Source organism: Paraburkholderia sediminicola, from assembly GCF_046026675.1.
In the GTDB taxonomy this organism is placed as follows: Bacteria; Pseudomonadota; Gammaproteobacteria; order Burkholderiales; family Burkholderiaceae; genus Paraburkholderia; species Paraburkholderia sediminicola_F.
Genome location: NZ_JAQQEY010000001.1, coordinates 3,423,028 through 3,440,909, shown reverse-complemented (window position 1 = coordinate 3,440,909; position 17,882 = coordinate 3,423,028). Strand labels below are relative to the sequence as shown.

General features: G+C 63.1%; 16 protein-coding genes and 1 other RNA gene. 7 read left to right on the top strand and 10 right to left on the bottom strand.

The genetic code is table 11. The features are described from left to right. The first annotated feature begins 209 nt into the window (after positions 1–209). Entirely contained in the window at positions 210–1,511 is a 1,302-nt protein-coding gene (locus PQQ86_RS14865) for an MFS transporter (RefSeq protein WP_408268030.1), read from the top strand. Between the two features lie 103 nt (positions 1,512–1,614). Here PQQ86_RS14865 and PQQ86_RS14860 read toward each other — a convergent pair whose 3' ends face one another. Next, the gene (locus PQQ86_RS14860) at positions 1,615–3,462 is read right to left on the bottom strand and encodes a tetratricopeptide repeat protein (RefSeq protein ID WP_408268028.1); all 1,848 of its coding nucleotides are present in this window, start codon (positions 3,460–3,462) and stop codon (positions 1,615–1,617) included. 138 nt (positions 3,463–3,600) lie between these two features. Here PQQ86_RS14860 and PQQ86_RS14855 point away from each other — a divergent pair, with 138 nt between their 5' ends. From PQQ86_RS14855 to PQQ86_RS14845, 3 genes are all read left to right on the top strand, one after another. Continuing rightward, positions 3,601–3,948: an ArsR/SmtB family transcription factor gene (locus PQQ86_RS14855; RefSeq protein ID WP_408268025.1), complete on the top strand. Its 348-nt coding sequence runs from the start codon at positions 3,601–3,603 to the stop codon at positions 3,946–3,948. A 146-nt stretch (positions 3,949–4,094) separates the two neighbouring features. Continuing rightward, complete coding sequence (locus tag PQQ86_RS14850; protein WP_408270298.1) at positions 4,095–5,297, top strand: cation diffusion facilitator family transporter; 1,203 nt, start codon at positions 4,095–4,097, stop codon at positions 5,295–5,297. Between the two features lie 68 nt (positions 5,298–5,365). Then, positions 5,366–7,090, top strand: coding sequence for an FAD-dependent monooxygenase (locus PQQ86_RS14845; protein WP_408268022.1), 1,725 nt, complete (start codon positions 5,366–5,368; stop codon positions 7,088–7,090). A gap of 58 nt (positions 7,091–7,148) precedes the next feature. Here PQQ86_RS14845 and PQQ86_RS14840 read toward each other — a convergent pair whose 3' ends face one another. Genes PQQ86_RS14840 through PQQ86_RS14825 form a run of 4 tightly spaced genes read right to left on the bottom strand, consistent with a single transcriptional unit; the run spans position 7,149 to position 12,452 of the window. Next, positions 7,149–7,400 carry a formate dehydrogenase subunit delta gene (locus PQQ86_RS14840; protein ID WP_408268019.1) on the bottom strand — a complete coding sequence of 84 codons (252 nt, stop codon included), beginning with the start codon at positions 7,398–7,400 and terminating at the stop codon, positions 7,149–7,151. A gap of 8 nt (positions 7,401–7,408) precedes the next feature. Next, positions 7,409–10,384: a formate dehydrogenase subunit alpha gene (gene fdhF, locus PQQ86_RS14835; protein WP_408268016.1), complete on the bottom strand. Its 2,976-nt coding sequence runs from the start codon at positions 10,382–10,384 to the stop codon at positions 7,409–7,411. Positions 10,385–10,398: 14 nt separating this feature from the next. Continuing rightward, positions 10,399–11,970: a formate dehydrogenase beta subunit gene (locus PQQ86_RS14830; RefSeq protein WP_408268014.1), complete on the bottom strand. Its 1,572-nt coding sequence runs from the start codon at positions 11,968–11,970 to the stop codon at positions 10,399–10,401. Next, a complete protein-coding gene (locus tag PQQ86_RS14825; RefSeq protein ID WP_408268011.1) occupies positions 11,967–12,452 on the bottom strand; it encodes an NAD(P)H-dependent oxidoreductase subunit E in 486 nt (161 codons plus the stop codon). The genes PQQ86_RS14830 and PQQ86_RS14825 overlap by 4 nt, the downstream gene beginning before the upstream one ends. 134 nt (positions 12,453–12,586) lie before the next feature. Between PQQ86_RS14825 and PQQ86_RS14820 the strand changes: the two genes are divergently transcribed. Next, positions 12,587–13,666 carry a substrate-binding domain-containing protein gene (locus PQQ86_RS14820; protein WP_408268008.1) on the top strand — a complete coding sequence of 360 codons (1,080 nt, stop codon included), beginning with the start codon at positions 12,587–12,589 and terminating at the stop codon, positions 13,664–13,666. Between the two features lie 109 nt (positions 13,667–13,775). After that, positions 13,776–14,042, top strand: coding sequence for a hypothetical protein (locus PQQ86_RS14815; RefSeq protein WP_408268005.1), 267 nt, complete (start codon positions 13,776–13,778; stop codon positions 14,040–14,042). A 148-nt stretch (positions 14,043–14,190) separates the two neighbouring features. Here the strand turns inward: PQQ86_RS14815 and PQQ86_RS14810 are convergent, their stop codons facing one another. After that, positions 14,191–14,559 carry a COG4315 family predicted lipoprotein gene (locus PQQ86_RS14810; RefSeq protein WP_408268003.1) on the bottom strand — a complete coding sequence of 123 codons (369 nt, stop codon included), beginning with the start codon at positions 14,557–14,559 and terminating at the stop codon, positions 14,191–14,193. On the opposite strand from PQQ86_RS14810, the gene PQQ86_RS14805 reads away from it, so the two are divergent. Next, on the top strand, positions 14,558–14,770 hold the full coding sequence (locus tag PQQ86_RS14805; RefSeq protein WP_408268000.1) for a hypothetical protein: 213 nt from the start codon (positions 14,558–14,560) through the stop codon (positions 14,768–14,770). The genes PQQ86_RS14810 and PQQ86_RS14805 overlap by 2 nt on opposite strands. Before the next feature lie 47 nt (positions 14,771–14,817). Here the strand turns inward: PQQ86_RS14805 and ssrA are convergent. The 4 genes from ssrA to ompA form a co-directional block, all read right to left on the bottom strand. Continuing rightward, positions 14,818–15,186, bottom strand: a transfer-messenger RNA (tmRNA) gene (ssrA, locus tag PQQ86_RS14800). Positions 15,187–15,364: 178 nt separating this feature from the next. Continuing rightward, on the bottom strand, positions 15,365–16,078 hold the full coding sequence (locus PQQ86_RS14795) for an HAD family hydrolase (RefSeq protein ID WP_408267997.1): 714 nt from the start codon (positions 16,076–16,078) through the stop codon (positions 15,365–15,367). A gap of 33 nt (positions 16,079–16,111) precedes the next feature. Next, positions 16,112–16,810 (bottom strand): bifunctional 2-polyprenyl-6-hydroxyphenol methylase/3-demethylubiquinol 3-O-methyltransferase UbiG, encoded by a 699-nt coding sequence (gene ubiG, locus PQQ86_RS14790; RefSeq protein ID WP_408267995.1) that lies wholly within the window; start codon positions 16,808–16,810, stop codon positions 16,112–16,114. Positions 16,811–17,028: 218 nt separating this feature from the next. Further along, complete coding sequence (ompA, locus tag PQQ86_RS14785) at positions 17,029–17,676, bottom strand: outer membrane protein OmpA (protein ID WP_054037229.1); 648 nt, start codon at positions 17,674–17,676, stop codon at positions 17,029–17,031. Between the last annotated feature and the right edge of the window lie 206 nt (positions 17,677–17,882).

The following is a 17,882-nucleotide window of genomic DNA, read 5'->3' as shown; positions in this document are numbered from 1 at the left end:
AGGAACGGTAACATTACGTGTTGCGGGTTCCGGGTATTTCACAACGTTTACCCTGATACCGCGCAAATGTGTTCAGCATGAAAATGCAGCGCCCCCGGCGCGTTCTAATTATTGAGTTGCCCGCGGCATCCGCTTGCCGAACGCAGTGGATCGTTTCAACTGCCTGAGCGCCGCCTGTCTGCGTGGCGACAGGCTTATCAGAGAATGTCATGTCTACTGCGTCACACGCTACTTCTTCATCGCAGGAATCCAAGGTCAAGACAGTTTTCCGCGTGGTTAGCGGCAACTTTCTTGAGATGTACGACTTCATGGTCTACGGCTATTACGCGTCCGCGATTGCCAAGACCTATTTCCCGAGCGGTAACGAATTCGCCTCGCTGATGTTGTCGTTGTCGGTATTCGGCGCGGGCTTCCTGATGCGGCCGCTTGGCGCAATCGTGCTGGGTGCCTACATCGACCATCACGGCCGGCGCAAAGGCCTGATCCTCACCCTCGGCCTGATGGCGCTCGGCACCCTCACGGTCGCGTCGATACCAGGCTACGCGACCATCGGCGTGCTTGCGCCCGTGCTAGTGCTGGGCGGCCGGCTGCTGCAAGGCTTCTCGGCCGGGGTCGAACTGGGCGGCGTGTCGGTCTATCTGTCGGAGATCGCGACCAAGGGCAACAAGGGTTTCTATTGCGCGTGGCAGTCGGGCAGCCAGCAGGTTGCCGTGGTGTTTGCCGCGCTGATCGGCGTGGTGCTCAACAAAGTGCTGCCGGCTGACCAGATGAGCGCCTGGGGCTGGCGCGTGCCGTTCCTGATCGGCTGCCTGATCGTGCCGTTCCTGTTCCTGATCCGCCGTTCGTTGCAGGAAACCGAGGAATTCAAGGCGCGCAAGCATCGTCCGAGCATGGGCGAGATCATGAAGACGATGGCCGCGAACTGGGGCATCGTGCTGGGCGGTATGGGCATGGTCATCATGACCACCGTGTCGTTCTACATGATCACGGCCTACACGCCGACCTTCGGCAAGGAAGTGCTGAAGCTGTCGTCGATCGATACGCTCGTCGTCACCGTCTGTATCGGTTTGTCGAACCTGATCTGGCTGCCGCTCGCGGGCGCGTTGTCGGATCGCGTCGGCCGCCGTCCGGTGCTGATCGCCTTCACGATCCTGACGATCATCACCGCATACCCGGCGCTGCAATGGCTGGTCGCCGACCCGTCGTTCGCTCGCCTTCTGGCGGTCGAGCTGTGGCTGTCGTTCCTGTACGGCAGCTACAACGGGGCGATGGTGGTGGCGCTGACCGAAGTGATGCCGGTCGAAGTGCGGACCGCCGGCTTCTCGCTGGCCTACAGCCTGGCTACGACGATCGGCGGCTTCACGCCGGCCATTTCCACGTTGCTCATTCACACCACCGGCAACAAGGCCGCGCCTGGTCTGTTCCTGGGCGTGGCGGCGATTTGCGGGTTGATCGCGACGCTGGTGCTGTATCGCACGCCGGAGTCGCGCAATCAGTATCGAGCGGCTTAAGCGTCACCGTTCACCCGGGCAAACAAAAACCCCGCGCTCGTGAGAGCGCGGGGTTTTTTCTTGAGCGTCGCATCGGCAACCGATTTCGCTGAATCCGGTCCAGTTAGCCGCGGCGCAATTCGTTCGCCACTGCCTCAACCACATCGCCCCACGCGCCGGGTTGTGGCTGGCGCAACAGCGTTGCGCCCGGATACCACGGACTGCGCGACTCGCCGACGAACCAGCGCCAATCCGCGGCGAACGGCAGCATCAGCCATAGCGGCTTTTTCAGTGCACCGGCGAGGTGAGCGATCGACGTATCGATCGACACAACCGCGTCGAGCCGCTCGATGATTGCCGCGGTATCCGCAAAATCGCCGATCCGCTTGTCGAAGCGATGAATCGACGCCGCGTGCGGATGCGCGTCGAGCGCCACGTGTTCCTCGGCGCTCAGTTCAGGTTGCAGCACGATCCAGTCGATCCCTTCGAGCGCGAACAGCGGAGCGAGCGCGGCGAGCGGCATCGAACGGGTTTCGTTCTGCTGGATGCGTCCTGACCACGCGATGCCGATCTTGCGCTTCGCGTGACCGCCGAGCGAGCCGCGCCATTTGCGGCCGTAAGCCGGCGGTGCGCTGAGGTAGGGCGTGCGGTCGGGAATCGTGTCGTAGGTTGTGCCGAGCGCGAGCGGCAAGCTCAGCAGCGGGCATTGCAGATCCGCCGCCGGACGCGGTGTGCCCTGGGCGATTAGCGTCACGCGCCACGCTTGCGCGGCCGGTGCAAGCAGCGGCAGCAGTTGCGGTTGCACTTCGAGCACAACGCGCGCGGCACGCTGCGCGGCCAGCGGAACGAAACGGACGAATTGCAGCGTATCGCCGAAGCCCTGCTCGGCATGAACGAGGAGCGTGCGTTGTTCGATCGGCTCGCCGTGCCAGCGCGGCAACGTCTGAATGACCGGCTGCGCGGTGGTCTGCAGCCGCCATTCGTATTCCGGCAGCCCACGTGCGAAATCGCGCAACGCGAGCCAGGCAAGCGCACGGTTCATGTGCGCGGACGCGAGATCGGGGCGCAAGCGCAGCGCCTGATCGAAGGCCCGCACTGCTGCGGCGTGCGCGCCCAGTGCCTGGTGTGCCGTGCCGAGGCTCAGCCATGCGAGTGCGAACTGCGGATCGAGACCCACCGCGCGCTCGAGATACGGCAGCGCTTGCGCATGGCGTCCCAGTGCCGCGAGCGCGTTGCCGAGGCCGAAGATAGTGGGCGGCAGGTTCGGCTGCAAGGCGAGCGCCGTCTGGAACGAGGCGACCGCTTCTGCGTGGCGGCCGGTGGCGTCGAGCGTATTGGCGAGATTGAAGTGCGCGGCGACAAAGCGGGGTTCGGCCGCCAGGGCCGCCTGAAAGCACGGGATCGCCTCGTCCGCGCGGTCAAGCGCATTCAGCGACATGCCCATGTTGTTGAGCGCACCCGCGTGCCCAGGACGCAGTTCGAGCGCGCGCTGGAATGACGCGATCGCCTCCGTATGCCGGCCGAGCGCGTGCAATGCGTTGCCGAGATTGTTATGCGACGAGGCGTCGTTCGGTTGCAGGCGCAGCGACTTCTCGAAGGCGTCGGCGGCATCTTCGTGGCGGCCCACCGACGCGTATGCATTGCCCAGGTTGTAGTGCGCCATCGGAAAAGACGGCGCCAGCGTGAGCGCATTGCGGAACTGTTCGATGGCGCCGTCGATCTGGCCGAGCGCCTTTAGTGCATTGCCGAGGTTCAACTGCAGCGCGGCATCTTCCGGGCGCAGGTTCACCGCGCGCCGCACGAGCTCGGCGGCTTCGGCGTGCTGGCCCTGCTGGTGGCGCAGGACGCCCAGCAGGTGCAACGCATCGACGTGCACGGGATTGCCGTCGAGCGTCGCGCGGTAGCCGCGTTCGGCGTCGTCGAGGCGGCCGTCACGATGCGCCGCGAAAGCGCGGTCAAATACTTGTTGCATGACGGAGGGGTGGCATTCGGGTGAGGCAGAGGCCGCATTTTCCCACACTCGCCGGGCCGCCCTCCAATTTGACCTGTTGCCTCGATGTCTATAACATATGAATACATGTTCATATGTGTGTCAATGATGCCGCTTGCCATGGCTTCCGCTATCTCGCCTGCCAGTTTCGAAGACCGTCCAGTGGAGACGATCGTGCCGCTAGCCGACCTGTTTCGCCTGCTTGGCGATCCGACGCGTTTGCGCATCGTGCTCGCGTGCGTCGACGAGCGGCGCGCGGTCGGCGCGATCGCGGAGGGGCTGGGGCTGTCGCCGTCGCTGGTGAGCCACCATTTGCGGCTGCTGCGCGCGGCGCGGATTGTGCGCGCGGAGCGGCGGGGCAAGCAGGTGTTCTATCTTGCCGCCGACCGCCACATCAGCGCGATGCTGGCCGGCATGCTCGAGCATGTAGCTGAGCCGGCCGGCGAATTTTCTTTGGACCCGTCATGAAGAAAATCACCGCCCCGATCCGGGCCGCCGAAGAGCGCGAGGACGACCACGCGCCGGTGTGGCTCGAGGGGGAATTCGATGGCATCGATGGGGAAGATGCGCAGGTCGAGGGGCAGGATGGCGATGCTCGCGATCAGGCCGGGCTTCTGCGCGGCGTGGTTCGTCCCGAGGCGGCCGATGCACGTGAGAGCGGCTTGCAGGAGCACGGCACGCAGGGGCACGAGGCACATGAGCGCGAGGCGAGCACGCACGGTACGAGTGAGCACTGCGCGCATGATCACGGCGCCGACCACAGCCACAGCGCCGACAGTCAAGGCAGCCGCAGTCGAGGCGGCCAAAGCCAAAACAGCCCCGCGGACCACAATCACGGCAACCACGCCGACCATAGTCACGCCGACCACAACCACGGCAGCCACGCCGGCCACGGCCACTCCGGCCACAGCCACTCCGGCCACAGCCACGCCCACGCACCCTCTCCAGGCCACGGCCGCGCCTTCGCGCTCGCCGTCGGGCTGAACGTAGCGATTGTGGTGGTTCAAGCCGTCTACGGCGTGATCGCGCATTCCACCGCGCTGCTCGCCGACGCCGGCCACAATCTCTCCGACGTGCTCGGCTTGCTGCTCGCGTGGGGCGCAACCTGGCTCGCCGCGCGTCGTCCGTCGGCGCGCTATACCTTCGGCTACGGCAGTTCGTCGATCCTGGCGTCGCTCGCCAACGCGGGGCTGCTGCTGTTCGCGTGCGGTGTGATCGTCGCCGAGGCGATCGGGCGCCTGATGAATCCGGCACCCGTCGCGGGACTGGTGGTGTTCGTCGTCGCGACGATCGGCGTGGTGGTGAACGGCTTCTCGGCGTGGCTCTTCATGCGCGGCCAGAAGGAAGATCTGAACATTCGCGGCGCGTTCCTGCATATGGCCGCGGACGCCGCCATCTCGGCCGCTGTCGCGATCAGCGGCCTCGTGATTCTCTATACCAACTGGACGTGGCTCGACCCGGTGATGAGCCTGCTCGTGGTCGCGGTGGTAGTGGTTGGCACGTGGGGACTGCTGCGCGATTCGGTGCGCATGGCGCTCGACGCCGTGCCGCCCGGCGTCAGCCTGCAGGATATCCGCGACTATCTCGCCGGACAGCCCGGCGTGACCGACGTGCACGACCTGCACGTCTGGGCCTTGTCGACTACCGGCAATGCGCTCAGCGCGCATCTGGTGATGCCGGCAGGCCATCCCGGCGACGAGTCGATTGACGCTATCGTCGTCACACTGCGCGAACGTTTTTCGATGCAGCATGCCACGCTGCAAGTCGATCTCGGCACCACCGAGCATCGATGCGCGATGGATCATTCCCACGATTGATGCAGCGCACCGTTGAACGGGCTATCGGCGGCGTACACTAGAACGATCTGTTGCCTCCGGAGTCCCGCATGGACGCTGCCGCACACGATGCGTCGCCGGTGCTGATCGTTGGGGCGGGTCCGACCGGGCTCGCCGCGGCAATGAGTCTGGCGCGTGCCCACATCCCCGTGCGTCTGATCGACAAAGCGCTGCAACCGAATCCGTATTCACGGGCCATCGGCATTCAGGCGCGCACTCTCGAACTGTTTGAACAGCACCGGCTGATCGAGCCGTTTCTCGAACTCGGTCATCGCGCGCGCATCGCCAATCTTTTTTCCAATGGCATGCGTCTCGCGCGCCTCGATTTCGATCCGCTGCGCACACGCTATCCCTATCTGCTGTTTCTCGATCAATCCGTTACCGAACGTCTGCTGACGGAGCATCTCGCGACGCTCGGCGTGACAGTCGAACGCGGCGTTGAACTGATGATGTTCGTGCAGGGTTCCGCCAGCATTCAGGTGACGTTGCGTCGCGCGGACGGCCATACCGAAACCCTGCGCCCGTCGTACGTGATCGCGGCTGACGGCGCGCATAGCACGATCCGCCACCGGCTCGGCTTGAGCTTTGCGGGCAGCACCTTCGAGCAGACGTTCCTGCTGGCCGATGTGCATGCCGAAACCGATTGGCCCGAAGACGAATTCCATATCTTCGCGTCGGGCGAGGGTCTCGTCGCGCTGTTTCCGATGGGCCATGGCCGTCATCGTCTGATTGCGGACCATCCGGTCGAACCGACCACGGTCCCGCCGCCGGCCACGCCCGCGGTGCTCGGCGAACCGCCACTCAACCACGTCTCACCGCCGTCGCTCGCCGAATGCAAGGCGCTGATCGCCCGGCGCGTGCGGGAGCGCGTCGACGTGTCGGAGCTGGCATGGTCATCGTATTTTCATCTGAACAGCAGGATGGTGGAGCGGCTGCGCGTTGGCCGCATCTTCCTCGCCGGGGACGCGGCTCACGTACACAGCCCGGCCGGCGCGCAAGGGATGAACACGGGCATTCAGGAAGCGTTCAATCTCGGCTGGAAGATCGCGCGCGTTCTGAACGGCGCCGCGCCTGACCGTCTGCTCGATACGTATCACAATGAACGGCATCCGATTGAGCGCGACGTGCTGCGGCAAACGGGCTTCATCACGCATATGGCCGAGGCCGATCATGGACCGCTGAAGCTGCTGCGCGAGCGCGTGATGCCGGTGCTAGCGGCGCTCGGTCCGCTGCGCGATGCGGCGCGTATGACGATCAGCGAGTTGTCGGTCCAGTATCGGCGCAGTCCGCTGACGCTCGAACGCCTGCTCGACGGCGGCCCGCGTGCCGGCGAGCGCGCGCCGGATGCGCTGGTGCACGTAGTGGATGGGCCGCTTGGCCGTGCGCCGGGCGTCGGTTGCATTTTCGATCTGCACGATCCGGCGTTTTTCTCGTTGTTCCTGCTGGTCCCGCCGCTGGCCGTCGACGACACGCCGCTCGATCCGGCCGCGAAGCACGCACCGCCACCGGACCCGGAACTGGAGCGGCTGGCTGCGGAGGTCGAGAGATTGTTGCCGGGCGCGGTGCGCATCTGGCGCGTGACCGATACGAGCGGCGAGGGCGGCCCGGCACTGTCCGAATCGTATGGACGCACGCGGCCGTCGTTCTATCTGGTGCGGCCGGACGGCTACATCAGCGCGCGCGGGCGTACGGGGTCCGACCTGCACGGCTTGCTGCGGCATTGCGAAGCGTGGTTTGCCGTGGGGGGCGTGATACCGGAGCAGGCGGCGCTGTGAGGAGGCCCTGACACGCACTCGCCTTGCGCGTCGTATCCGCCGGCTGCCCGGCCTTCGCTTATACCGCAGCCGCCGCAGCCGGCGTCAAGCTTTCACGATGCTTGACGAGCGCTTCCTTGACGATGCCCGACATCTCGATGCCGCTCGCATCCGGCTCATCGAGCGCCGCCAGCAAAGCGCGCCGCATGCGCGGCTCCCAGAAGCGGCGGATATGATCGGCGATGCCGGCGAGTGCTTCCTCGCGGTCCGGCATCGAATCGAAAAAATCGCCGATCCGGTTCGCCATGTCGATCAGATTCTGATTGTCCATGGCTTGCCTCACTTACCCGACGTTGCGTTGGCCAACTCGCGCTGCTTCAGCAGATCGAGCTGCTCCGTGTTGAAGCGCGAATAGTCCTTCTGCCATTGCGACGGTTGTTCGACCGGCATCACCTGCACCGCGGTCACCTTGTATTCGGGACAGTTGGTAGCCCAGTCCGAGCTATCGGTGGTGATGACGTTCGCGCCCGATTCGGGGAAGTGGAACGTCGTGTAAACGACGCCCGGCTGCATCCGCTCGGTGACCTTCGCGCGCAATACGGTTTGTCCCGCGCGGGATTCGATACCGACCCAATCGTCATTCCTGATGCCGCGTTCTTCCGCATCGTGCGGATGGATCTCGAGACGATCTTCGTCATGCCAGCGCGAATTTTCGGTGCGGCGTGTCTGCGCGCCGACGTTGTACTGCGACAGGATGCGGCCTGTGGTGAGTAGCAGTGGAAACTTGCGCGTGACCTTTTCCGGCGTGGCGATGAACTTCGTGATCACGAACTTGCCCTTGCCGCGCACAAAGGCGTCGATGTGCATGGTGGGCGTTCCGTTGGGCGCGTCCTCGTTGCACGGCCACTGGATGCTGCCGAGCTCCTCGAGTTTCTTGTACGACACACCGTGGAAGGTCGGCGTGAGACGCGCAATCTCGTCCATGATCTGCGACGGATGCGTGTAGCCCATCTCGTACCCGAGTGCGCGCGCGAGCATCACCGTGACTTCCCAGTCGGCGTAACCCGGCACCGGCGGCATCACCTTGCGCACGCGCGAAATGCGGCGTTCCGCGTTGGTGAAGGTGCCATCCTTTTCGAGGAACGACGAACCCGGCAGCAGGACGTGCGCGTACTTTGCGGTTTCATTGAGGAAAATGTCCTGCACGACGATGCATTCCATCGACGACAGTGCCGCCGACACGTGATGCGTGTTCGGATCGGATTGCACGATGTCTTCGCCCTGGCAGTACAGACCCTTGAAGGTGCCGTGCACGGCGGCGTCGAACATGTTCGGAATGCGCAGGCCCGGTTCGGGTTGCAGCGTGACGTTCCATGCTTCCTCGAACAACGCACGCGTGATCGAATCGCTGATATGGCGATAGCCCGGCAGTTCGTGCGGGAACGAGCCCATGTCGCATGAACCTTGCACATTGTTCTGGCCACGCAACGGATTTACACCGACACCTTCGCGGCCGATGTTGCCGGTCGCCATCGCCAGATTCGCGATGCCCATCACCATCGTCGAACCTTGCGCGTGTTCGGTGACGCCGAGTCCGTAATAGATTGCGGCATTGCCGCCGGTGGCATAGATGCGCGCAGCTTCGCGGATGGACGCGGCGGGCACGCCGGTGAGTTCCTCCGTCGCTTCCGGCGCGTTCTCGGGCAGGGCGACGAACGCACGCCATTGCTCGAACGCGCGCGTTTCGCAGCGCTCGGCGATGAACGCTTCGTTCAGCAAGCCTTCGGTCACGATCACATGCGCGAGCGCATTGACCACCGCCACGTTGGTGCCCGGACGCAATTGCAAATGATGCGAGGCCTTCACGTGCGGTGTATCGACGATATCGATACGACGCGGATCGACGACGATCAGCTTCGCGCCTTCACGGATACGGCGCTTCATGCGCGAACCGAATACCGGATGGCCGTCGGTCGGATTCGCACCGATCACCATGATGACGTCGGCTTTGTCGACCGAGGCGAAGGTCTGCGTGCCGGCCGATTCGCCGAGCGTGGTCTTCAGGCCGTAGCCGGTCGGTGAGTGACACACGCGCGCGCAGGTGTCGACGTTGTTGTTGCCGAAGGCGGCGCGCACGAGTTTCTGTACGAGATACGTTTCTTCGTTCGTGCAGCGCGACGACGTAATGCCGCCGATCGAATCGCGGCCGTGCTTCGCCTGAATGCGGCGGAATTCCGACGCCGCGTAACTGAGCGCTTCTTCCCAGCTGACTTCACGCCACGGATCCGTAATTTTTGCGCGGATCATCGGCTTGGTGATGCGGTCCTTGTGCGTCGCGTAGCCCCAGGCGAAGCGGCCCTTCACGCACGCGTGGCCTTCGTTGGCCTGGCCGTTCTTGTGCGGCACCATCCGCACGACCTGGTTGCCCTTCATCTCGGCCTTGAACGAGCAGCCGACGCCGCAATACGCGCACGTGGTGACCACCGAATGCTCGGCCTGGCCGAGCATGATGACGGTCTTTTCCTGCAACGTCGCGGTCGGACACGCAGCGACGCATGCGCCGCACGACACGCATTCCGATTCCATGAACGGCTTGTTTTCGCTTGCGGCCACGCGCGATTCGAAACCGCGCCCGGCGATGGTCAGCGCAAACGTGCCTTGCGTTTCTTCACACGCGCGCACGCAACGATTACAGACGATGCACTTCGACGGGTCGTACGTGAAGTACGGATTCGATTCGTCCTTCTTATCCTTCAGGTGGTTCGCGCCATCGAAGCCGTAGCGCACTTCGCGCAAGCCGGTGACGCCTGCCATGTCCTGCAATTCGCAGTCGCCGTTGGCCGGGCAGGTCAGACAGTCGAGCGGGTGATCGGAGATGTACAACTCCATCACGTTACGGCGCAGCGACTGCAGACGATCGGTTTGCGTGCGGACCTTCATGCCCGCTTCGACAGGCGTAGTGCACGAAGCGGGGTAGCCGCGCTTGCCTTCGATCTCGACCAGGCACAAACGGCATGAGCCGAACGGTTCGAGCGAATCGGTCGCGCAGAGCTTCGGCACGTTGACGCCGGCTTCGACGGCGGCGCGCATCACCGAAGTGCCGGCCGGAACCGTCACCGCCTGGCCGTCGATTTCCAGTGTGACGTCGACGTCGGCATGACGCGCGGGTGTGCCGTAGTCGGTGTCGTCAAAGAACGAACGGGGCGCACGTTGCGCTTGTGCTTGCGATTTGCACGCGCAGTTACCGGAGCCGCAGCCGCCACCCAAGGGGACTTCCTTCGGGGCGCCGGCAGGGGAGTTGAGCACATCGGACATGTGAGGCTCCTGGGTCAGGCCGCAGCCGCTTTGGGCGCGTGGTCATGCACGTTATCGAGACCGAAGTCTTCGGGGAAATGGTCGAGCGCGGACAGTACCGGGAACGGCGTCATGCCGCCCATCGCGCAGAGCGAACCGGACACCATCGTGTCGCACAGATCGCGCAGCAACTGCACTTGCCGCGTGGACGTATCGCCGTTGCGGATCCGTCCGATCACTTCGACGCCGCGCGTCGAGCCGATCCGGCACGGCGTGCATTTCCCGCACGACTCCAGCGCGCAGAAGTGCATCGCGTACTGCGCGAGTTCGGCGAGATTCGACGTGTCGTCATGCACGACGATGCCGCCGTGGCCGACCACCGCGCCGACGGCCGCGTACGCTTCGTAGTCCATGGGGATGTCCCACTGGTTTTCGGGCAAATACGTGCCGAGCGGGCCGCCGACCTGCACGGCGCGCGCCGGGCGTCCGCTTGCCGTGCCGTCACCGTAGTCGTAGAGCAATTCGCGCAGCGTGACGCCGAACGCCAGCTCGACCAGACCGCCTTGCTTCACATTGCCGGCGAGCTGGAACGGCAACGTGCCGCGCGAGCGGCCCATGCCAAAGTCTTTATAGAACGCCGCACCGCGCGCGAAGATGATCGGGACCGTTGCGAGTGTGATGACGTTGTTGATCACCGTCGGCTGGCCGTACAGGCCGACTAGCGCCGGCACCGGCGGCTTCGCGCGCACGATGCCGCGTTTGCCTTCGAGCGATTCGAGCAGCGCGGTTTCCTCGCCGCAGACATAAGCGCCTGCACCCTTCGCGACGAAGAGTTCGAAGCGATGCGCTGCCGAGCCGAGTACGCTGTCGCCGAGCCAACCGGCGGCGCGTGCTTTGGCGATCGCGGCTTCGAGCGTCGCGATCGAGTGCGGATATTCGCTGCGCACATAGATATAGCCGACTGTCGCACCGGTCACGACGCCCGCGATGATCATCCCTTCGATCAGCACGTACGGGTCGCTTTCCATTACCAGGCGATCGGAGAAGGTGCCGGAGTCGCCTTCGTCCGCATTGCAGACGATGTATTTCTGCGCCGCCCTGGCGCCGCGCACCGTGCGCCATTTGATGCCGGCGGGGAAGGCTGCGCCGCCGCGCCCGCGCAGGCCGGATTCGATCAGCGCTTCGCAGGCGGCGTCGCCGTCGGTTTGCAGGGCTTGCTTGAGACCTTCGAGGCCGCCGTGAGCGACGTAGTCGTCGATGGAAAGCGGATCGGTGATGCCGATCCGCGCGAAGGTCAGACGCTGTTGCTTCTTCAGATACGGGATGTCATCGACCACACCGACACGGCGGGCGTGCTCGCCGCCTTCGATGAAGCCGGCGTCGAACAGCGCGGTAACGTCGCTCTCTTCGACGTTCGCATAGCCGACTCGACCTTCAGCCGTCGCAACTTCGACGAGCGGTTCGAGCCACAGCAAACCGCGTGAACCGTTGCGAACCAGTTCGATTGCAATACCGCGACGTGCGGCTTCAGATTCGATCGCTTGAGCCAGTGCATCGGCGCCGAGCGCAAGCGCCGACGAATCGCAGGGAACGTAAATGCGCGTCATGCCGTGACCTCCACGCATTTGCTGGCGGCGGCGAAGAGCGCGTCGAATTTTTGCGGCGTCACTTTCGCGTGCAGCGTGCCGTTGACCATCATCGCCGGCGACAGCGCGCATTGGCCGAGGCAATAGACCGATTCCAGCTCGACCGTCTCACCATGCCGATGCTCCGCATCGAAACGGCAGCCTGTGTGCGCCTCGATATGCTGCGCGAGCGCCTCGGTGCCCATGCTGCGGCATGCTTCGGCGCGGCACAGTTGCACCGTGACGGGCGCCGCGGGCTGCGTGCGGAAATGGTGGTAGTAGGTGATGACGCCATGCACTTCCGCGCGCGACAGGTTCATGGCGCGGGCGAGAGACGCAACCGTGTCGGGCGGCACGTAGCCGAGTTCGTCCTGAATGGCGTGCAGTACCGCTAGCAGCGACATGCCCGGTTGAGCGTGACGCTGCACCAACTGCTCTGGCGCGACGGCGATGGAATCATCCAAGTGGGGGCTCCTCCAAAGTCATATATGCACTTGTTATTCATAATGCGTGCACTTATGCTTCGTATATTCGGTATGGGATAGCCGAACAATAGGCGGGTGATACGCCTCGTGCAATAGGAAAGAGTTGAACATATATGATCAGGATCGAGTGCCAGGCGCAGCTGGTTGTGAAGGGCCCGGATGGCCGTGAGGCAAGCCTGTCGGACGTCGTGCCGCTGCTCGCACTGGTGGACGAGTCCGGCAGCATCGCGCAGGCGGCGACGCTTAAGGGTTTGTCCTACCGTCACGCGTGGGGTTTGTTGCGCAGCATCGAGGAGCGTTTGGGTGGTCCGCTGATCGCGAAGGAGCGTGGGCGCGGCTCGGTGCTGTCCGAGCTCGGTCAGGCCGTGCTGCGCGCGCAGCGTCTGTGCGGCGAGCGGCTCGACGGCAACATGCAGGCGCTGGCGAGCGAAGTCGCCAGCGAATTGAACCGTTGGCTCGCGCCGGCCGCCGACGACGTCCGGATCTACGCGTCGCACGGTTACGCCGTGGCGGCGCTGGTGACGGCGCTGGTCGCGAACGACCTGCCGGTCGATATCAAATACCGCGACAGCGCCGACGCGGTTAGCGCGCTCGCCCGTGGCGAATGTGATCTGGCCGGCTTTCACTTACCGCTGGGCGAGTTTCGCGCGGCCTGCGCGGATACGTATCGACGCTGGCTCGATCCGCAGCGTCATGTGCTCGTGCATCTGACGAAGCGCAAACAGGGCCTTTTTCTCGGCAAGGGGAATCCAAAGGGAATCGGCGGCCTGAGCGATCTCGCGCGCGACGACATTCGCTTCGTCAATCGTCAGCCCGGTTCCGGTACGCGCATGCTGCTGGATCTCGCGCTACGAAAAGTCGGAGTCGATCCGGATCGGGTCAACGGCTATGCGTCGGCGGAACTCACGCATTCGGCGATCGCGGCATTCGTGGCGAGCGGCATGGCGGATGTGGGTTTTGGCGTCGAGCCGGCTGCGCATCATTTCGGGCTCGACTTCATTCCGATCGTCGACGAAGACTATTACTTCGCCTGCGACCGCGCCCGGCTGGAGCGCGCGCCGCTCGCAACGGTGATCGGCTTGCTGCGCGGCGCGGCGTTTCGGCATGGCGTCGAACAGCTCGAAGGTTACGATCCACGCGACTGCGGCAAGCTGCTCGATCTCGATGCGGGACTTGGTCCGAGCGCGGCGTAAGCAACTGTAAACAAATTGGTTGCGTCGCCGCTGCGGGGGGCGTTTGTTTGGGATAATCTCTATCCTTCCGCTTACGCCTTAACCGCGCGCTATGGCGCGCTGAACCGATATGAAAGTTCTTCTACACGCATGTGCTGCGGCAGCGACGGCCGGGGTGCTTCTCGCCACCGCTTCGGTTGCTTTCGCACAGAATTCGCCGGGTGTGCCGGGCGGTATCCTGCAAGATCAGTTCCGTCTTGCCGAGCATCCGCAGATGCCGTTTGCGGCGTCCGCGCCCTCGGACAAATACCAGTCCAACAAAAAGTCATCCATGCGCAAGCGTGGCGACAATGGCGATCCGAACGGGTGTAATTTGCAGTGTCCTAAAGACGAATAAGCGAGGCGCGCGAATCAGCGCTTTCGTGTTCCGCTTTTTGTGTTCTGCTTTTGTGTCCGTTTAAGACGCCGGCTTACTGCCGGCGTTTTTCGTTTGAGTGATTTTTATAAGGTCTCTCGGTTCTGGCCCATCGTTCAGCGGCGAGCGGTTATGGCTTCGCCGTGTGCCACATGTCCTTGAAGCCATCCCCCTTCATGTCGCCCGCTTGCTTGTCGGCAGCGTAGCGATACAGCGGATGGCCTTTATAAGCCCATTGCTGTTTGCCGTCGGCCGACGGAATCACGGTCCAGTCGCCTGACGGCTTGTCCGACGAGCTCGCCATGGCCGCCGGCCAGTTGCTCATGCAGCCGCCGGTGCAGGCGCTCATGCCGGGCGTGGTGTCTTTGTCGAAGGTATAGAGCGTCATGCCGTCCGTGGTGACGAAGCGGCCGTCCACAGTCTTCGGGGCTTCGGCAAAAGCGGTCTGTTGCAATGCGAGGAGAGTCAGCGTGGAGAGGCAGAAGAGAGTCTTGCGCATGATGTCGGCTCCTGATTTTGATGTTGGTCTCGCGCGGAACGCAGTGTGCGGTCGTGCGTGCGGAATAAACGATTGGACGGATGCGTTTATTCCCTTGGCTTCACGCAGCTTTGATATGCGCCAGCAAAAAGGCCCGCTCGATGAGCGGGCCTTCTGTTTTATAGGTAGCCAACAAAAAACCCGCAAGCAGCAGGCCGCTTACGGGTTTTGAGTGAGTCTTGATGGTGCAGCATGAAAGTGCAGCTTAAAGCGATGTTCTGGTGGAGGCGGCGGGAATCGAACCCGCGTCCAGAAGCACTCTACGACTAGTTCTACATACTTAGTTCTGTCATTTGATCTAACCACCACGACGCGGACGAACACGCTGCGTGACGGCGATTCACTAGATTTTCGACCTTGGCGTCGTGACGCCGCCAAGACTTAACTGACGTATATGACCTCTGTCGGTATTGCTACCGGTCTTGCGACTCTAGCCCGTCAGTGAACTAGGCAGAGGACGGCGGCCCTTAGGCTGCCAGTGCGAACGTTTCGTCGTTTGCAGTTACGTTTTCCCATTGATTAACGAGGTGACGGGTCCTCGGTATGCCCTAGCCGCTTCGCAACCCCTGTCGAAACCAGGTCGCCCCCGCGGTTCGTTGCCCAAAATGTTTGGGCCGAACAGAGATTTTACAATAGTTTGACGGCCACGTCCTGGCTGATTGGCTTGATGTCCGACCGTGTTGGTGCACTGTCGATGCGAAGCGGCACGACGCCGCGATGCATTGCGAGTGCCGTTTCTACGGTGCTCGCTATATGCATCAGCAGTTCACCCGATGTCGCGCAGCAGCTTCTGCAATTCTGCGGGCGAGTGCACGACATGCTGCGCATGCCATTGCGTCGGAGGAATGTCGTTGCCGCAGTAACCGTAGGCGGCCGCGATGGTCTTCATGCCGGCCGCGAAACCCGCCTGGACGTCGCGCAGGTCGTCGCCAACGTAGACGATGCGCTCCGGCACCACATCCAGCTCACGCGCGGCGTGCAACAGGGGCGCGGGGTGCGGCTTCGAATGCGGGGTCGTGTCGCCGCTCACCACGCAGCCGGCACGCTCTTCGAGGCCGAGTTGCGCGATCAGCGGCTCGGTGAGCCTTGCCACCTTGTTTGTCACGATGCCCCAGCGCACGCCCCGTGCATCGAGATCGTCGAGCAATTCGGGGATGCCGGGAAACAGCGTGGTCTCGATGCACAAGTCCGCTTCGTAGTTGGCGAGAAACTCCTCGCGCATCGACGCGAACTCGTGATCCTCAGGGCCGATGCCGAAGGCCCCGCCGATCAGCCCGCGTGCGCCGGCTGACGCGAGCGGCCGCAGGTCTTCGAGCGGCACCATCTCGAGGCTGCGATCATGGCGCATTTTGTTGACGGCGGCCGCCAGGTCGGGCGCGGTGTCGGCCAGCGTGCCGTCGAGGTCGAACAGGATAGCCTGGCAAAGACCGAGCGCGTCGTCGATGTCTTCGCGTTGGGGCAGGGGCGTGGGATCGCTCATTGATTGGATTGAGTCCGGGCAGGTCGGGGCGGATCAGACGTCGCGGCGGCAGGCGAGCATGTAGTTCACGCTCGTGTCGGAGGAGAGCGTGAAATGCTTGCTGAGCGGGTTGTAAACGATACCTTTGATCTCGACCGTACGTAGGCCGGCGGCGCGTACGAAGCTCGCCAATTCCGACGGACGGATGAAGCGCGCGTAGTCATGCGTACCCTTGGGCAGCATCCGCGCGATATATTCGGCGCCGATCACCGCGAACAGATACGACTTCACATTGCGGTTCAGCGTGGAGAAAAACACCCAGCCGCCGGGTTTCACGAGTGTCTTGCATGCTTCGACAATGGCAGCTGGTTGGGGCACGTGCTCGAGCATTTCCATGCAGGTGACGACGTCGTAAGTGCCCGGTTCGCGGGCGGCCAGTGCTTCGGCGGCGATTTCTTCGTAACTGACGGTTACACCACTTTCAAGGCTGTGAAGATCTGCCACGCCGAGCGCCTGCGTCGACAGGTCGATTCCCCTCACATGCGCTCCCAATCCCGCCATCGACTCCGACAGAATGCCGCCGCCGCAGCCGATATCCAACACGGTTTTGCCGGCGAGATGCGCATGTGCGTCGATCCAGCTCAAGCGAATCGGGTTGAGTTCATGCAGCGGTTTGAATTCGGCATTCGGGTCCCACCAACGATGCGCGAGGTCGCTAAATTTCTGCAGTTCGTGGGGATCGGCGTTGGTCATAGCGGAAGCTGCCTCGATGAGAGCGTTGGGCGGGCGCTCGAGGATAAACCCTGAGTATATAGGCCGGGCGACAGGGCGGCAAAATGCCGCGCGGTGGCGACGCGTCCTGTTCCGGCAGGTCGGGCGCGTACTCGGAGGAGAAGGCGAGCGGCGCCCGCAGCTGCGGCATAAAAAAAGCCCCGCCGAAGCGGGGCTTTGATACTGCGGTAATTTGTAGCTTACTGCTTCGAAGTACCGACAACTTCGACTTCCACGCGACGATCCGGTGCGAGGCAGGCGACGAGTTGCTTGTGGTTCTTCTGGTTGCAGCCGGTCGTGACCGGGTTGCGCTTGCCCTTGCCTTCCGTATAGATACGGTTGGATTCGATGCCCTTGCTGACGAGGTACGACTTCACAGCTTGAGCGCGGCGCAGCGACAGACGGTCGTTGTACTTGTCCGAACCGATGCGGTCCGTGTAACCCGTTGCAACGATGACTTCCAGGTTCAGCGAACCAACCTTCGATGCCAGATCGTCCAGCTTTTCCTTGCCAGCCGGCTTCAGGATAGCCTTGTCAAAGTCGAACAGAGCGTCAGCTTGATACGTAATCTTTTGGCTCGTAATAGCCGGTGCAGGTGCGACCGGAGCCGGCGGGGTCGGAGCCTGGGCAACCAGGGCGCCATCGCACTTAGCGTTGGCCGTTGCCGGCGTCCAGAATGCATCGCGCCAGCAAAGCTCGTTCGTGCCGTTCATCCACACGTATTCGCCGGTACCATTCACCCAGTTGTCGTTCGTAGCTTGTCGCGACGCCGGCACCGATTGCGCCATAGCGGATGCAGCCATAACTGCGGTAGCTGCAATGAACGCGAGCTTTGAAAGTTTATTCATATTTCTCCTCTCGAAATTGAGATTACCGCAGGTTTACTGCGAGCCTGTTGACGAAGACAAGTCATACATTGCTCGAAGTATAACATCGGTGTAGAACAAAAAACGTGCTGTGTAGACTTCGAGCAGTGTCTAACTCTTTGTGCGTTGGCATTTTGCCATATCGTTCCCTTCCAACGATAAAAAAATCTGCCCCCGATCAAATCACC

Excerpts from the sequence above, each read along its gene's own strand:
- PQQ86_RS14815 (WP_408268005.1), top strand. The coding sequence starts at position 13,776 with ATGAAAGTTCTTCTACACGCATGTGCTGCGGCAGCGACGGCCGGGGTG.
- ubiG (WP_408267995.1), bottom strand. The coding sequence starts at position 16,810 with ATGACCAACGCCGATCCCCACGAACTGCAGAAATTTAGCGACCTCGCG.
- ompA (WP_054037229.1), bottom strand. The coding sequence starts at position 17,676 with ATGAATAAACTTTCAAAGCTCGCGTTCATTGCAGCTACCGCAGTTATG.
- PQQ86_RS14845 (WP_408268022.1), top strand. The coding sequence starts at position 5,366 with ATGGACGCTGCCGCACACGATGCGTCGCCGGTGCTGATCGTTGGGGCG.
- PQQ86_RS14810 (WP_408268003.1), bottom strand. The coding sequence starts at position 14,559 with ATGCGCAAGACTCTCTTCTGCCTCTCCACGCTGACTCTCCTCGCATTG.
- PQQ86_RS14820 (WP_408268008.1), top strand. The coding sequence starts at position 12,587 with ATGATCAGGATCGAGTGCCAGGCGCAGCTGGTTGTGAAGGGCCCGGAT.
- PQQ86_RS14860 (WP_408268028.1), bottom strand. The coding sequence starts at position 3,462 with ATGCAACAAGTATTTGACCGCGCTTTCGCGGCGCATCGTGACGGCCGC.
- PQQ86_RS14840 (WP_408268019.1), bottom strand. The coding sequence starts at position 7,400 with ATGGACAATCAGAATCTGATCGACATGGCGAACCGGATCGGCGATTTT.
- PQQ86_RS14805 (WP_408268000.1), top strand. The coding sequence starts at position 14,558 with ATGATGTCGGCTCCTGATTTTGATGTTGGTCTCGCGCGGAACGCAGTG.
- PQQ86_RS14795 (WP_408267997.1), bottom strand. The coding sequence starts at position 16,078 with ATGAGCGATCCCACGCCCCTGCCCCAACGCGAAGACATCGACGACGCG.
- PQQ86_RS14865 (WP_408268030.1), top strand. The coding sequence starts at position 210 with ATGTCTACTGCGTCACACGCTACTTCTTCATCGCAGGAATCCAAGGTC.
- fdhF (WP_408268016.1), bottom strand. The coding sequence starts at position 10,384 with ATGTCCGATGTGCTCAACTCCCCTGCCGGCGCCCCGAAGGAAGTCCCC.
- PQQ86_RS14855 (WP_408268025.1), top strand. The coding sequence starts at position 3,601 with ATGGCTTCCGCTATCTCGCCTGCCAGTTTCGAAGACCGTCCAGTGGAG.
- PQQ86_RS14830 (WP_408268014.1), bottom strand. The coding sequence starts at position 11,970 with ATGACGCGCATTTACGTTCCCTGCGATTCGTCGGCGCTTGCGCTCGGC.